The sequence below is a fragment of the bacterium genome (genome assembly GCA_030247525.1).
Classification (GTDB): Bacteria; Electryoneota; JAOADG01; order JAOADG01; family JAOADG01; genus JAOTSC01.
In genome coordinates this window covers 1-15,702 of the sequence record JAOTSC010000079.1, presented here as the reverse complement: position 1 = coordinate 15,702, position 15,702 = coordinate 1, and the positions used below count along the sequence as shown (strand labels likewise).

14 protein-coding genes are annotated in these 15,702 nt (G+C 49.6%); 13 read left to right on the top strand and 1 reads right to left on the bottom strand.

Annotated features, from left to right (window positions below):
- The 13 genes from OEM52_08575 to gltA form a co-directional block, all read left to right on the top strand.
- Positions 1-2,076, top strand: a 2,076-nt coding sequence (locus OEM52_08575) for a hypothetical protein (GenBank protein MDK9700184.1), incomplete at its 5' end; no start/stop codon positions are given.
- Complete coding sequence (locus OEM52_08570; GenBank protein ID MDK9700183.1) at positions 2,076-3,314, top strand: extracellular solute-binding protein; 1,239 nt, start codon at positions 2,076-2,078, stop codon at positions 3,312-3,314. The genes OEM52_08575 and OEM52_08570, both read left to right, overlap by 1 nt.
- Positions 3,311-4,204, top strand: a complete 894-nt coding sequence (locus OEM52_08565) for a sugar ABC transporter permease (protein ID MDK9700182.1) — start codon at positions 3,311-3,313, stop codon at positions 4,202-4,204. The genes OEM52_08570 and OEM52_08565 overlap by 4 nt, the downstream gene beginning before the upstream one ends.
- Positions 4,201-5,040 carry an ABC transporter permease subunit gene (locus OEM52_08560; protein ID MDK9700181.1) on the top strand — a complete coding sequence of 280 codons (840 nt, stop codon included), beginning with the start codon at positions 4,201-4,203 and terminating at the stop codon, positions 5,038-5,040. The genes OEM52_08565 and OEM52_08560 overlap by 4 nt, the downstream gene beginning before the upstream one ends.
- Before the next feature lie 149 nt (positions 5,041-5,189).
- Positions 5,190-5,669 (top strand): SsrA-binding protein SmpB, encoded by a 480-nt coding sequence (gene smpB, locus OEM52_08555; protein ID MDK9700180.1) that lies wholly within the window; start codon positions 5,190-5,192, stop codon positions 5,667-5,669.
- A complete protein-coding gene (locus OEM52_08550) occupies positions 5,669-6,661 on the top strand; it encodes a polyprenyl synthetase family protein (GenBank protein ID MDK9700179.1) in 993 nt (330 codons plus the stop codon). The genes smpB and OEM52_08550 overlap by 1 nt, the downstream gene beginning before the upstream one ends.
- A 33-nt stretch (positions 6,662-6,694) precedes the next feature.
- Positions 6,695-7,702, top strand: a complete 1,008-nt coding sequence (locus tag OEM52_08545; GenBank protein ID MDK9700178.1) for a glycosyltransferase family 9 protein — start codon at positions 6,695-6,697, stop codon at positions 7,700-7,702.
- Entirely contained in the window at positions 7,675-8,985 is a 1,311-nt protein-coding gene (locus OEM52_08540) for a hypothetical protein (protein MDK9700177.1), read from the top strand. Before OEM52_08545 ends, OEM52_08540 begins: the two co-directional genes overlap by 28 nt.
- On the top strand, positions 8,958-9,662 hold the full coding sequence (locus OEM52_08535; GenBank protein ID MDK9700176.1) for an energy-coupling factor ABC transporter ATP-binding protein: 705 nt from the start codon (positions 8,958-8,960) through the stop codon (positions 9,660-9,662). Before OEM52_08540 ends, OEM52_08535 begins: the two co-directional genes overlap by 28 nt.
- Positions 9,659-10,330, top strand: a complete 672-nt coding sequence (locus OEM52_08530; protein ID MDK9700175.1) for an energy-coupling factor ABC transporter ATP-binding protein — start codon at positions 9,659-9,661, stop codon at positions 10,328-10,330. Before OEM52_08535 ends, OEM52_08530 begins: the two co-directional genes overlap by 4 nt.
- Positions 10,331-10,434: 104 nt before the next feature.
- Positions 10,435-11,646 carry an acetate kinase gene (locus OEM52_08525; GenBank protein ID MDK9700174.1) on the top strand — a complete coding sequence of 404 codons (1,212 nt, stop codon included), beginning with the start codon at positions 10,435-10,437 and terminating at the stop codon, positions 11,644-11,646.
- A gap of 130 nt (positions 11,647-11,776) precedes the next feature.
- Positions 11,777-12,616: a sulfide/dihydroorotate dehydrogenase-like FAD/NAD-binding protein gene (locus OEM52_08520; GenBank protein MDK9700173.1), complete on the top strand. Its 840-nt coding sequence runs from the start codon at positions 11,777-11,779 to the stop codon at positions 12,614-12,616.
- Between the two features lie 58 nt (positions 12,617-12,674).
- Entirely contained in the window at positions 12,675-14,078 is a 1,404-nt protein-coding gene (gene gltA, locus OEM52_08515; GenBank protein MDK9700172.1) for an NADPH-dependent glutamate synthase, read from the top strand.
- 85 nt (positions 14,079-14,163) lie between these two features.
- On the opposite strand, the gene OEM52_08510 is transcribed toward gltA, so the two are convergent.
- The coding region (locus OEM52_08510; protein MDK9700171.1) for a T9SS type A sorting domain-containing protein at positions 14,164-15,702 on the bottom strand (1,539 nt) is incomplete at its 5' end.

Below are 15,702 nucleotides of genomic sequence, written 5' to 3'. Positions count from 1 at the left end.
CTCAAAAATGGTATCTGGGAAGCCGTGATGACATTAGCGCCCGGCAAGTATCAGTATAAGTTTGTCGTCGATGGCATCAGTTGGATTGCCGATCCAACGAATCCTGCCAAGTCCGACGACCAACGCGGCGGATTCAATTCCTGCTTTACGATCAATGAACTTTCGCAAATCGAGTTGCGTGTACAAGAACAAAAGAAGAGTGTTGAAATAACCAATCCAACCGATGAGTACAGCGCTGGTCCGACTGTCTACCTAAACATGATTTGGCATCAGCACCAACCGTTGTATTTGAATCCCGAACTCGACAGGCTCGAAGGCCCATGGGTGCGAACACATGCGACCAAAGACTATCACGATATGGCGGCGATGCTGGAGAAGTATCCCTCTGTTCACACAACAATCAATTTAACGACATCGCTCTTGCATCAATTGCAATATTACTATGTCGAACGTCTGATGCCATACGTGGGACGGCGAATCCAGCGAATCGATACGAGACGTTTCTTCTCGAAATGGCGGGGAAAAACCGACCCGTGGATCGATTTGGCATTAACACCAAGCAGCCAATTCGGTGAAACCGAGAAAAGCTTGATGAAAGGGAATGGGTGGAATTGCTTCTCGGTTTCCGATGTCATGATGAATCGTTGGCCGGAATACCAAGCATTGCGCGACAAGCCACTCGAACAATTCACGATCGACGATTTCACGCAAGCGAAGGGATTTTTCTATTTTGCCCAATTCGATCCAGATTTTTTAAGCGGCGAAGTTGTGTTACCAACCAAAGAGAAAATCAATCTCTCTGAACTGGTCTCTATCACCGGTGATGCCAGCAATCCGGTTTATCGATTAAAGAAACCGTTAACCGAAGACGACTGTAATCATTTAGTCGCTTGCGCGGCTTTGGTGATGGAGGCGGTGATACCGATGCACCGGCAATTGCAATACGATGTTGCCAAGCAAACCGGACAAATTGAGATTATCACCACTCCATACTATCATCCAATTCTACCGTTACTTATCGATAGCGATATCGCTAAGCGATGCCAACCTGGTGATAAATTGCCCGAACGATTCACGGCTCCCGATGACGCCAACGCGCAAGTGTTACTGGCTACCAATGCTTATCACTCTTGGTTTGGCAGCGATCCCGCTGGAATGTGGCCCGGTGAAGGATCGGTAGCTCCCGAAATCTTACCAATGTTAGCAAAGCATGGAATCCGCTGGACGGCAAGCGACCGACAAGTACTTTCGCGCTCAATTCCGGCAAATCAACCTTTGCCGCAAATGTATGTTTCCGGTATGAACGGTAGCGATGTTGCGCTGGTGTTTCGTGACACCGACTTATCCGACCGGTTGGGTTTCCGGTATCAATCGATGGATCCGGAAGCGGCTGCGGAAGACTTTATTCAAGGAGTTCTGAGTTATGCGAAGCAAGGGGAAGTACCATACGTTTCAGTAATTCTCGACGGTGAAAATGCTTGGGAGCATTACTCACGCGACAACGATGCGAAACGAACACTACATGCGATTTACCGAAAACTGACGAAGCTGTATCAGATGGGTCGTATCGTCACGGTGACTCCAAGTGAATACCTATCGGGAAATCTCTCGAGGGGAGTAACACCGCATCAAATGCGAACGCTTCCCCGTTTAACGACGCTGCATTCGGGGAGCTGGATCTACGGAACCTACGATACATGGATTGGCGAAGCCGAAGAAAATGCTGCTTGGAATTTGCTGAAGCAGGTTCGCAACGATTTGGTAGCCAGTGGTATCTCCGCTCCCGATTTGTCGAAACCGATTCCAATGAAAAACACTAAGGAGTATTACCAATATCAAGCTTGGATGACGATGTACGCCGCTGAAGGAAGCGACTGGTTCTGGTGGTATGGGACCGACCAAAATGCGCCGGGTGGCGGCGATGCGATGTTCGATCAAGCGTACCGCACATTGCTGCAAAACGTATATCGATATATGAAGCTCGCGGGAGCGAAAGTCGAAGAAAAACAGTTTCCCTCACTGTTACAAGAAACTGGTAATGTCGGCGGTGGCGCCATGCAGCGAGGATCGAAATAGTGAAACGACTCGCATTTTTGCTGCTCCTCCTGTTTACTTCGGCAATACTGCTTGTCCTGATTGGCTGTAGTGGCAGTGACCTCAATCATGTGACCCTTTGGCATCAAATGCGTACCGAGGATCGAGTTATTCTCGAAGCGTTTGCTAAGAAGTATGAGCGGCAACATCCCGGCATCAAAGTCGAAGTCTTATACAAAGAGACCGAAGAGCTCCGCTCGAGTTTTCAAACTGCAGTCTTTGGCGGCGGCGGTCCTGACATTGTGAATGGCCCATCCGATCAGATCGGTCCGTTCGTTGCGATGGGTCTCATTCAACCACTCGACAACTGGTGGACGGATAACGAGCTATCTCAAATCGATTCGCTGGGATTGGTTACAATGGAAGGAAAGTTGTGGGCAATCGGCGACCGAGTTGGAAATCATGTTTGTTTAGTCGTCAATCGGAAATATGTCCCAACCAATCCGACGAGTTGGGAAGAGATCATCGAACTTGCCAAAAAGAACACCGTCGATAACGATGGCGATGGGAAAATCGACCGGTACGGCATGGTCTGGAATTTTACCGAACCATACTTCTACATTCCCTTCCTCACTGGATTCGGCGGTTGGGTGTTCGACGACAAAATGCAACCATCGTTAAACACCGACGCGAATATAAAAGCGGCGGAATACGTGATTGCGTTACGCGACCAGTATAAAGTGATCCCCCGTGATTGTGACTACAATACCGCCGATGCGTTGTTCAAAGAGGGACGTGCTGCAATGATTCTGAACGGGCCGTGGTCATGGTCGGGTTATCTGCAAGCTGGTATCGATATTGCAATTGTGAAGTATCCGAAATTCGCTCCCGGGTTGCGCGACCCGGCGCCAATGGTTGCACCGCTTGCCTATTCGGTCAATGCGAATGTCTCGAAAGCGAAACGCACACATGTGAAAGCGTTTCTCGATTATCTCTTATCCGATGAAGTTCAAAAGGAATTTGCAGTAAAACAATCGGTGTTACCGACTCGCATCACGGTGCGAAGCGATCCCGAAGTATTGCAAAACCGTTTGTTGCAAGAATCGCTCGCCCAAGCTGCTGTGGGAAGACCGATGCCGGTAGTACCGGAACTGCGGGCGGTGTGGGATGCGATGCGCCCTTCCTATCAAGCGTTTTTAGGCGGTAGCATTTCGGCAAGTGAAGCGGCAAAGAAAATGCAAAGTGAAGCGGAGCGTAAAATTCAGGAGATGTCGGAATGAACGATCTGCTTACGCGGAGTTCGCGTCCTTTCCTATTGTTCTTACTGTTGCCATCGCTAATCGTGTTATTGTTAGTGGTACTGTATCCGTTTCTATTCAATGTTACAATATCGTTATCCAATATGTCGATGCGACATTTCACCGATTGGAGTGTGATTGGATTCCGGCAATACATCAAGGTTTTCACCAGTGGAGAGATTTGGGGCGTCTTCGGTAAAACACTAATCTGGACAATTGTCAATGTAGTTTTCCATGTAACAATCGGCGTTGCGTTAGCGTTGTTGCTCAACCGGCAACTCAAAGGCCGGGCGATAATCCGCACGCTCTTGATTCTGCCGTGGGCAGTGCCGCCGGTCATCACGGGTTTAGTATGGCGAGGGATGTTCAACTATGAATATGGCGACTTCAATCTCATCGTAACGAAGCTATTGGGGATGTCGCCGGTGAATTGGTTGGGCGATCCGGTGATGGCGTTCAGTGCTTGTATTCTGACGAATATCTGGTTAGGCTTTCCCTTTATGATGGTGATAGCGTTAGGCGGTTTACAATCGATTCCGCAGGAGTTGTACGAAGCGGCAGAAATCGACGGTGCTAATTCGTGGCAACGATTTAAGCATATCACAATCCCGATGTTGAAACCGGTCATGCTGCCGGCAATCACACTCGGTGTGGTTTGGACTTTCAATAACCTCAATATCATTTGGCTGGTTACCAACGGCGGTGAACCATCCGATCAATCGCATATTCTGGTTAGCTTCGTTTACAAAGCGGCATTCCAATTCTACCGGTACGGTTTCGCCGCGGCACTTTCGATGGTCATCTTTGGGTTGTTAGCGGCGTTTAGTTGGTGGTTCCTCTGGCGAACTAAGGCAGCGGAGGGTGTGCGATGAACCAGCGTAAAGATTCTCTCGTGTTTCAAGTATTCACCTACGCCGTTCTAATCGTTTTCATTTTCATTGCGATTTATCCGATTTTACGGATGATTTCGATATCGTTGCGACCAAACGACCGGTTGCTTTCCACATCGCTGGCTTTGATACCTGATGGCGCAACCCTGAAGGCTTACAAAACACTATTGTTTGAACGACCATTTCTCCGCTGGTTGGGCAATTCGTTACTGGTAACCGGTGCTGTAACAATATTGGGAGTAACACTGGCTTCGATGGCGGGATACGCGTTCTCCCGGTTTAAGTTCTTTGCGAAACAACCGATTATGCTATCGTTGTTGGTGACGCAAATGTTTCCACCTACGATGCTCCTCCTCCCCACATTCCTTTTGCTTGCACAACTGCGGCTGGTCAACTCCTTTTTTGGATTGATGATTGTGTATACCGCTACCGCGCTGCCATTTTGTATTTGGCAGATGAAAGGCTTCTACGATACGATCCCGCATTCACTGGAGGAAGCCGCACTTATTGACGGGGCGACTCCCTTCCAAGCGTGGCGGATGGTGATTTTGCCATTGGCTGCACCAGCACTGGTGATAACCGCACTCTTCAGTTTCATGTCCGCATGGTCAGAGTATGTCGTCGCGGCACAGATTCTCATCGATGTGAATAAATATACATTGCCACTCGGATTAAAAATGTTCCAAGCAAGTATGGGCACTGAGTGGGCAATTTTCGCAGCAGCGTCGACCTTGATCTCGATTCCTGTGATGGTATTGTTTCTGATGCTGTCGAAGTGGTTAATTTCGGGATTAACGTTAGGAAGCGTAAAAGAGTAGATACTGCTGGGTGAACACAAGGTTCACCCGAACTCGAAAGTATGTTTTGTTGGGTGAACAAAAGGTTCATCCGTACTCGCAACGATTGACACATCGTATAGATTAGAAACGGTTGCGATGTTCAGGTCTGGTGCGTATTTTACTTAGCTATGGACGAAGAAAATCACATTTTGGCGAAAAACAAGAAGGTTTACCACGACTTCACGATTGGAGCCCGGTGGGAAGCCGGCGTTGTATTGACCGGCTCCGAAGTGAAGAGCTGCCGGAACTCACGTATTCAGTTGCGCGATAGTTTCGCTCGCTTCATGAAAGGTGAGCTTTGGTTGGTGGGCGTACACATTTCACCTTATGAAAATGGCGCTTATGCGAATCATCCCCCGGTGCGGCCGCGCAAGCTGTTGTTGCATCAAGCAGAATTAAAAAAGATCCAGCGGCAGGTCGAAGAAAAAGGGGCGACGGTTGTTCCGCTTACTGTGTATTTGAAACGCGGAAAGATCAAAGTCGAATTGGGGCTCGCCACTGGAAAGAAACAATACGATAAGCGTGCCACCATTGCAGCTCGCGAGGAAGCACGGGAATTAGACCGGACGATGAAGAAAGTTCGCAGTGGGATTCGTGAGGAAGATTAGTGCTGTTTAATCCGACCAAAGCCGAGTTAGAAAAGTTCCGGTCGGAATGCCTACCGGAGTTTGCGGCATTCGATATTGCTTGGCGTGAATCGCTCACGAGTAAAGTTGCGTTAATCGACAAGATGATCGGCTACATCACCGATCAGCGGGGCAAAGGGCTACGACCGTTACTAACGTTTCTTGCCGCTAAAGTTTATGGAGAGACGAATCCGGCGACGATTACATCGGCGCTTGTAATGGAGCTCCTCCATACCGCCACCTTGATTCATGACGACGTAGTCGACGACTCCGATACCCGCCGTGGATTTGCTTCGTTAAAAGCGGTTTGGAATAATAAAATCTCCGTATTGTTCGGAGATTTTTTGTTGGCGCGCTCGCTATCGTGTACCGTCGAGTTAAAGCGGTTTGAAGCGTTAGACGTCTTGGCGGAAATCTCGAAGCGGATGGCGAAAGGTGAATTACAGGAAGCCGCATTGGGTCGCGATCTCGAGAGTAACGAAGACGAATACCTCGAAATGATCAGCGACAAAACCGCAGCGCTTGTTTCTGGAGCGATTCGGTTAGGTGTGCTGACCACCGCGCCGGCGGATACATCGCTTGAGGAGTGGAAGGCATTCGGGGAAGACTTGGGTATCGCTTTTCAGATACGCGATGATATTCTCGATTACACCGGTCGCAGCGGCTTGTTAGGGAAACCGGTAGGCGGCGATATTCGCGACTCAAAGATTACACTGCCATTGCTATGCGCCTTCAAGAAAGCCGGCGAAACGGAAAAGCGACAGGTGTTGAGTCGAATAAAATCCGGCGTCAAACGGCGCGACGCAAAAGAGATTCTGTCGTTTGTAAAACAGTACCAAGGTGCGGAAGAGGCACAACAAATCGCCAACCGTTATGCTGACCGGGCGATTGAACAATTAGAGAAGTTCCCTGCAAATGCAGCCCGCGAAAGGTTGGCAAAGTTTGCCCGATTCGCAGTCAACCGTGAGTATTGAGCGACGAATCACTCTTCCCTAAATGAATCAAACATGGCGATGAGTAAACCAAATGCGATTCTGGTAATAAGATTCTCCTCATTGGGAGATTGTTTGTTACTCGGGCCGGTGCTACGCGGATTACGAAAGCGGTTTCCGTCACATCGGATTCTCTGGTTGACGAAGCAACTCAATCGCGATATTTGGGAACAGAGTTTCGTTGTTGATGATGTGATTGTGTGGGATGGCAACGACGAATCCATTCTCAAAAAGTTGCAAACCGAGTATGCGATCGAGTACACTCTCGATTTGCAAGCGTCTCCGCGGTCGCGACGGTTTACAAAGAAGTTTAGAACATCGCATCAAACGGAAGCGGCTCCACCACGATTACGAAGGTTTCTGCAAATTCATTTGCGCGGCGAATGGCTGCAAGCAGAAGAGCCGGTGCCGTTGCGTTATTTATCGGCAGCGAAGCTTTGGGGTGTTGCCGATGACGGGCTTGGTCTGCAACTGCCAGTCGATGAGTCTGAGTTACGCTCGCTGCAAGTATTACCCGGTTATGGAACATGGGTCGGCATAGCGCCGGGAGCGAAGCACTTTACGAAACGTTGGCCAAGCGAATATTACATCGCATTAGCAAAACGACTCCAGGAATCCGGGGTATCGATTCTCTGGATTATCGGTCCGGAAGAAGCGAATTGGTTATCGTTACTGGATTCGGAGTTACCCGGTTGGCAGACACGGCATGCCGTTACGTATCCGTTTTATTCAATCAAGAAGTTGATCGCGGCAGTTTCGGTTTGTAAAGCGGTAGTAACAAACGACTCGGCGGTGATGCATATCGCTGCGGGAACACATCGGCCGGGCATCGCTCTGTTTGGTCCCACGATTCAACAATTCGGATTTGCTCCGTTCCGTTCCAAGTTAGAGGTGGTTGAACAATCACTCGATTGTCGGCCATGCTCTGCCCACGGAACACCGGAGTGTCCGTTGGGACATCATCGCTGTATGCGCGATGTATCTGTCGATAACGTTTGGCGACGATTACAACTATTTTTATAAACACCATGTTTGGACACAAACCACATCCCCTTTGGCGAACACTCTGGCGATTGGGCAGCCCCTTCGCTTACTACTTGGCGCGCATTGTCGCTCCGTTTGACGCGAAATTTGAAAGTGCTGTCTTAGGTAGAAGCCGCGAACGGTGGGAACACATTCCGAAACACGGAATCATTTTTCATTGCGCATCAGTCGGTGAATTTGAAGCGGCGCGACCTGTTATCGAGCAGGTGCTGCAAAAGCGCCATAATCCCATTCTTACGATTAGCTCCCCTTCGCTCTATCAACGCCGCACCAATACCGGAAGACTCGATTATCCATGGTACTGGGCGCCGCTCGATACTCCGCGGTTTGTTCGGGCATTTCTCGATGCCGCCCAGCCATCAGCAATCGTAATTACGAAACATGACATTTGGCCGGAGCTGGTGTGGCAAGCCCGCGAACGAGGTATTCCCACCATTCTCCAAAGCGCAAACTTCCGCACCGATTCTAAACGGAATTGGCGAATTGTCCGGTCGTTTCAACGCTCACTATTAGGTTCGTTATCCGGTATTGGTGCTATCTCCCAAGAGGATGGTGAACGGTTTTCCGCATTGATACAGCAACGCACCGAAATTCGCATTACCGGCGATACTCGCTACGACCGGGTGCGAACGGCTGCGAAAAAACCAGACTCACGTGACCCGGCATTAATCGCTTGGATGAAGGCAAAACCGGTAATCGTGATGGGAAGTAGTTGGCGTCCCGATGAAGAGTTATTGCTCCCGGTTTTACAGCGGTTTCGGCAAGAGGGGATCGATTTCAGGTTGGTGGTAGTTCCGCACGAAAGCGATGAAGAACATTGCGCCGATGCGGAACAGCGTATGATTGCAGCAGGGTTTTCACCAGTTCGATATTCAACCAGTTTGTCGCAATTATCCAACGCTGATTCGTTGCTTGTGAATGTCCAAGGAGTACTTTCCACGTTGTACCGTGGCGCTTCGATTGCCAGTGTCGGCGGAGGGTTCGGCGTGGGTGTTCATAGCGTACTCGAACCGGCTGTGTTCGGTATTCCCCTGTTGTATGGACCGAATATTTCGATGTCGCGGGAAGCGCGATTGTTCGCCGAGCGCGGCGGCGGCGTTGTGCTCAATGAGCAAAGCGATTGGGAACAGACGCTCCGGACTTGGCTGCTCGACGAGGATGTCCGAAGACATTACGGCGGCATCTGTCTCGAACTCATCGAAGAAGAAGCCGGCGCGACGAAACGAGTCACCGAGTGGGTTGGCGAGTTGTGCCGATGGTGACGCTGCAAGCAGTTAGCTACATGCTCCCCAACGGTCGATTTCTCCTCAAAGACATCTCCCTCCAACTTACTCAACACGAAAAGCTTGCCTTACTTGGTGCTAATGGCAGCGGGAAAACGACTTTGCTGCACCTATTGGCAGGCGTACTGCAACCGACCTCTGGAAGTATCATTTGGGAACCAACCCCGCAGCCGGGTGAAGTGCAATTACTTCTGCAAAATCCATCGTTTCAGACCCTCGGAGTTACTGTTCGTGATGAGCTTGCGTTCGGACAGCGATTGCTGAACCGTGATGAAACAACCAGTGAATTGGCAATCGAGCATTCACTTGCCCGTTTGCAAATACCCGCAAACCGTGAACTCACTCAATTATCCGGCGGTGAACTACAACAGGTTGTCGCGGAAGCGGTACGTATCGTTTCACCCCGATTGTTACTATGTGATGAACCAGCGATGTATCTCCCACCAGTGCGCCGGAAACAATTGCAAGACGAGTTATTCAACGATTCCTATGCCATCGTATGGGTAACGCCATCGCTTTCCGAAGCGCTTAGTTTTCCCCGCATTATTGCATTACACGAGGGGAAAATCGTTTTCGATGGTAACGGAGAAGTATTGCAGACGATGACCGAATCACTCCGCCAATGGCAGTTTGTAGTCGATGAGGTTGATAAATGACCGGATCGATTCAACTGCAAAACGCTGTGGTTCATGGTGAGATCACTCATCGGTTACGCATCTCCGAGTTACAGATCCACACCGGAGAACGCATTGGGCTGTTGGGCGACACTGGAGCAGGGAAAACAACCTTGTTGGCGGTGTTAGGGCATATCGTCGACCTCTCGGAAGGAACAGTTACTCGTAGTGAGGGGTTTATGACATCGCTTGCTCTTCAAAGTCCGGAGCAGGCATTTCTAACGGATATGGTCATCACGGAAATCGGTGGACCGGGATTTCCCGAAAATGAACAAGTTACCCGCGATCGGTTGGCTAAGTACGGTATAGCTACCAATGAATTGCTGTATCGTGATCCCTTCTCTCTCTCGGGTGGCGAAGCTCGTCGAGTAGCGTTGGCGGCTACCCAACACTCTGCCGAAACGCTGTTGTTGTGGGATGAACCGACTGCCGGGTTGGACGCTCCAGGCTGTCATTCGATCGCACAAGTACTACTACATCACCCGGGCGGATTTGTCGTTGCCAGCCATGACACAGCTTTGTTGCGGAAAATCTGTACCCGTTGGATCGGACTATCGAAGGGGGAAATCATTTGGGACGGTACTCCTGCCGCTATCGCAGTTGATTCCCGTAAAATGGCAATGGTTGGTCATTTCTCGACATTTGTTTGATAGCATAAGGATATTCAAACGCCGGTAGAATTTCCGCCGGAAAATTCGTATTTTGTCTTCTTCGTAACGTCCACAAATTAACCTCGGCATTTCAGGAGCCAACCATGAAAATCCTCGTACTCAATTGCGGCAGTTCTTCGATCAAGTATCAACTGTTCGAGACCACCAGTGGCGAGCAACCGTTAGCGAAAGGTCTGATCGAACGAATTGGCATGCGCGATGCAATTTTAAACCATTCTCGTCATGACGGCGATAAAGTAAAAATCGTAGCCGAAATCATTGACCATCAAACCGCCATCGAATACATTCTCGCTATTCTGCTTTCGCCCAATCACGGCGTACTAAAAGATCGCAACGAGATCGATGCCATGGGACACCGGGTCGTACATGGCGGCGAGAAATTCACCGGTTCAGTTATTATCAACAAAGAAGTGATGGATCAACTGCACGAATGCATCGAGTTGGCTCCACTTCATAATCCCGCGAATATCAAAGGTATCAAGGCGTGTCAGCAGTTAATGCCGACGATTCCTCAGGTTGGGGTGTTCGATACCGCCTTCCATCATACGATACCTGATTACGCATACATGTATGCGTTGCCTTATGTGTTGTACAAACGATACTTCATTCGCCGCTACGGTTTCCATGGTACCAGCCATTTCTATGTCGCTAATCGAGCCGCAGAGATGCTTGGCAAGCCTATGAACGAATTGAAGATGATAACGATTCACCTTGGTAACGGCTGCTCGATGGCTGCAGTCGATGAGGGCAGTTCCGTCGATACGTCAATGGGCTTTACGCCGGTAGAAGGATTGGTTATGGGCGCTCGTTGCGGTGATATCGATCCGGCGGCGTTGTTGCACATCATGGAAAAAGAAGACCTTTCCCGTGCCGAAGCAAACGCATTAATGAACAAGCATAGCGGTTTAATTGGGTTGTCTGGTACTTCATCGGATATGCGCGACATTATGACGGAAGTGAAAAACGGCAACGAGCGAGCAGCCTTGGCATTGAACGTCTTTTGCTACCGGGTTCGTAAGTACATCGGTTCCTATTGGGCGGCAATGGGGGGATTGGATGCCATCGTCTTCACGGGCGGAATCGGCGAAAACGCGACCGAGGTGAGAAAGCGCTCGCTTCAAAAGATGGAGCGGATGGGTGTTATTCTCAATCACGATGCGAATGAAAATCTACCGAACGTTGAGCGAGTCGTAAGTGCTGAGAATTCGCCGGTAAAAGTATTAGTAATACCAACCAATGAAGAGTTGGTTATCGCACGTGACACCGAGAAATTGGTTAGCGGATTAAAACAGTAGTTTCGTTAGTGGGGGTTTGCGCGACATCGATTGATGGCGCCGTTTACAACAGCTTGGGCGGAGAAATTGCTCTGCCCAATCCCACTTTGTTTACGTACAGAATACCCCATATCCATGGAAAGGGGGAGACATGGGTTATCCCATATTAGCCCGCGAAGTGTTAGCTGACCGAGTCAAAAAACTGGTGGTGTCCGCTCCACTAATTGCAAAGAAACGCCGCGCCGGACAATTCATCATCCTCCGGACAACCGATGCTGGTGAACGGATTCCATTAACGATTGCCGATGCAGACGCGGTTGCCGGTACGTTAACTCTCATCTTTCAAGAAGTGGGAAAATCCACCTTTGAATTAGGGGAAATGTATCCCGGTCAGGAATTGGCAGACCTCTGCGGCCCGTTAGGGAAACCGACTCACATCGAGCAAAAAGGAACAGTCGTCGTTGTCGGCGGCGGCATTGGTGTCGCCCCGGTACATCCGATTGCACAAGCGATGAAGCAGATCGGCAATACCGTACTCGGAATCATCGGTGCTCGAACAAAAGAGCTGCTGATTATGGAAGCGGAGATGGCAAAAATCTGCGATAAGCTCTATATCACAACCGATGATGGCAGCTATGGTACTCACGGTTTCGTTACCGATGTACTCAGAGTTCTGATTGCGGAAAACGATGTGAAAGAAGTCGTTGCAATCGGACCGGTACCGATGATGAATGCCTGTTGCAAAGTTACACTGGAAACGAATACTCCGACCTTAGTCTCGTTGAATCCGATTATGGTCGATGGAACGGGGATGTGTGGAGCGTGCCGGGTAACGGTTGGTGGTCGCACCCGCTTTGTCTGTGTCGATGGGCCAGAGTTCAATGGTCATGAAGTCGACTTCAAGGAGTTGATGCTGCGCCAGCGTCAGTACTTACCACAAGAGCAAGAGTCGCTCACGATGTATCGTTCACATCATCAGCAGCACGCGTAAGATTGTTATGGGAATTGCTGTGCGCGCTGCGCCCGGCATGGAATGTACAGGAGTTGGAATGGCCGCCAAGGAAAAAATACCACGCCAAGCAATGCCGGAACAGGAACCACTCGTCCGCGCCCGCAATTTTCTCGAAGTACCTTTTGGATACACCGCTGAACTAGCAATAGCGGAAGCGTCGCGCTGCATCCAATGCAAGAATCCTAAATGCGTCGCAGGGTGTCCAGTTGGCATCGATATTCCCGCATTTTTGAAAATGATTACACAGGGTGAGTTCGCTGCTTCCGCACGCAAGATCAAAGAGATGAATGCGTTGCCGGCAATCTGCGGCAGGGTGTGTCCGCAGGAAGAGCAGTGCGAAAAAGTTTGTGTAGTCGGTATCAAACAGGAACCAGTCGCTATTGGTCGGTTAGAACGGTTTGCCGCTGATTTTGAGCGAATTAACGAGTTAGTGACGATACCGGAACGCGCGCCTGCAACCGGAAAGCGAATTGCCGTTGTCGGTAGTGGCCCGGCTGGTCTAACTGTCGCTGGTGACTTAGCGCTGTTAGGACATGATGTCACCGTCTTTGAAGCGTTGCACAAAGCGGGTGGAGTTTTGATATACGGAATTCCGGAATTCCGGTTGCCGAAATCCATCGTACAATCGGAAGTAAATTACCTCGAGCAGTTAGGGGTAAAGTTTGTCTTCAACAGTGTTATTGGTCGAACGTTAACAGTGTACGAACTACTCGAAGAAGAGAAATTCGATTCGGTATTCCTCGGAACCGGCGCCGGCCTTCCCTACTTCATGAATATTCCCGGTGAAAATTTCAATGGGGTGTATTCGGCAAATGAGTTCTTAACCCGCTCAAATTTGATGCGCGCCTTCGATTTTCCGAATTCCGATACTCCGATAATGAAGGCGAAGCGCGTCGCAGTTTTAGGCGGCGGCAACGTCGCTATGGATGCGGCTCGCACTGCGATTCGGTTAGGCGCAGAAAAAGTCAGTGTCGTGTATCGTCGCAGCCGCAATGAAATGCCGGCTCGAATCGAGGAAATCCATCATGCTGAGGAAGAGGGTATCGAGTTCCGGTTCTTGACGAATCCGATTGAATTGCTCGGCGATGATCAGGGTTGGGTTCGCGGTATGAAGATGGTAAAAATGGAACTGGGGGAACCGGATGCCAGCGGACGACGGCGACCGGTTGTCATTGAAGGTTCCGAGTATGAGTCCGAGTTTGACTGCGTCGTCGTTTCCATTGGCAATGGTTCCAATCCCTTAATTCCACAAACAACGCCGGGCTTGAATACAAATAAGTGGGGTAACATCATAGCAACCGACGATGGTGCGACCTCGATTCCCGGTGTCTATGCTGGCGGCGATGTGGTGATTGGCGCGGCAACGGTGATTTTGGCAATGGGCGCGGCACGAAAAGCATCTGCCGCAATGCACCAGTACATGATAGAAAAGGAAGTGTAAGTTTATTCATTAAACCGCTATCAGCGCATAAGAAAAATGCCGGACTAACGAAGTCCGGCATTCTATATGGAACTGATGTTGTAGTTTAGTTGACGAGCGCCAATTTGCGTGTCAGGGTTGCTTTCTTCGTCTCGAGACGATAGAAATAGATACCACTGGCAACCTTTAACCCGGCGTCGTTCTTGCCAAACCATTTTACTTGATAGGTTCCGGCTTGTACCTTCGCGTCTAATAATCGTGCGACTTCACGACCGGTGACGTCGTAGACGATTACTTTGACATTCTCTTGGTTCGGAAGTGAGAACTTGAATGTCGTGGTGGAATTGAACGGATTCGGCCAATTCTGTTCGAGCACGTAATCGCTCGGAACAATTGAGTTGGTTATCTCGCGAATTTCGGTTGAAGGATCGCTGACTCGCTGACCATACAAGTTAATCAGTTCTTCTTTTCCAGTCGAACGGAAATCCTGCCAGTTTCCAACCGCAGCGTTTAAGACGGTCGGCGCGATATCAGGGGTTAACTGCTTATAAGTAAAACGCACCCACCAGCCAGAATTCTGCGGTGTTGGCGAAGACCAAATGTTTGGATAGAGAACAGCTCCGGTACCGGATAAATGAACCCCTTTAATCTCCGCATCGGCAATTGTGTCGGTTATCGCTTGAACATATTGCGACCAAGCGAGATATACCCCATTGGAGTTATCCATCGCTACCGACGGGTCCTGCTGGACATTGGTTCCCATATCGTTAACATGTAATCCTGAAGTCGCTAGTTGCCGTTGTCCTGCATCGTTGATATGCTGAGCATAAATTTGAGCCACTCCGGCATTCCGAACATCTTTCCAGGCAAACCAATATGAGTTGCCAGAACGAGTAATCGTTGCCGTCGCAGTCGCTTGATCCTCGGCACTTGCACCGAGACGGATACCACCGGTTGTCCATCCGATAGTGCCGTCACTATTTACTTTTTGGGCGTAGATTTGTCCGCCATTATTGGAATCAGAGCGGTACTCCTGCCAATAGGCAACCACTCCACCATTACTGGCTGGGATCAACTGGACATGCTGACGATTGCCAGTAGAGTTGTTAACAGCCCCTTCTGCAATTGTTCGGAGCCACACCTGAGAACCATCCAAATTAATTTTCGCAACTCGGACTGCATAGTATAGATTGATTTCATCATACAACTCGATGAAAGCAACATAATAATTATTACCGGATTTTGTCATTGAGGAAAACGACTGCTCACCATTGGCAGAATCAACAACTACTCCTTCACCGGGCAACAAGGTGTCGCCATTTGCATTAACATGTTGGAACCGCACAACATTATAAAAGAACGGATTCGTAATATCGACCGCAGTATAAACAAACGCCGCACCTCCGTTGCCATCGGGCACACCGGATAAATTGTCGACGTTTGTTAGAACAGTCGAAATGCTATTGCCGAAATCACCCCATAACCGCTCACCATCGCGATTGATTTTCTGACCGCGAATCGTACGATCATCGCCGACGGTCTGGACATATAGAATAATTGCACCGAGGTCTGGCGCTGGAGTAGGAACAACTAACGGACTCGATAACTGTTGGCCACCACCCTGACTGATTCGATTATTCGTATT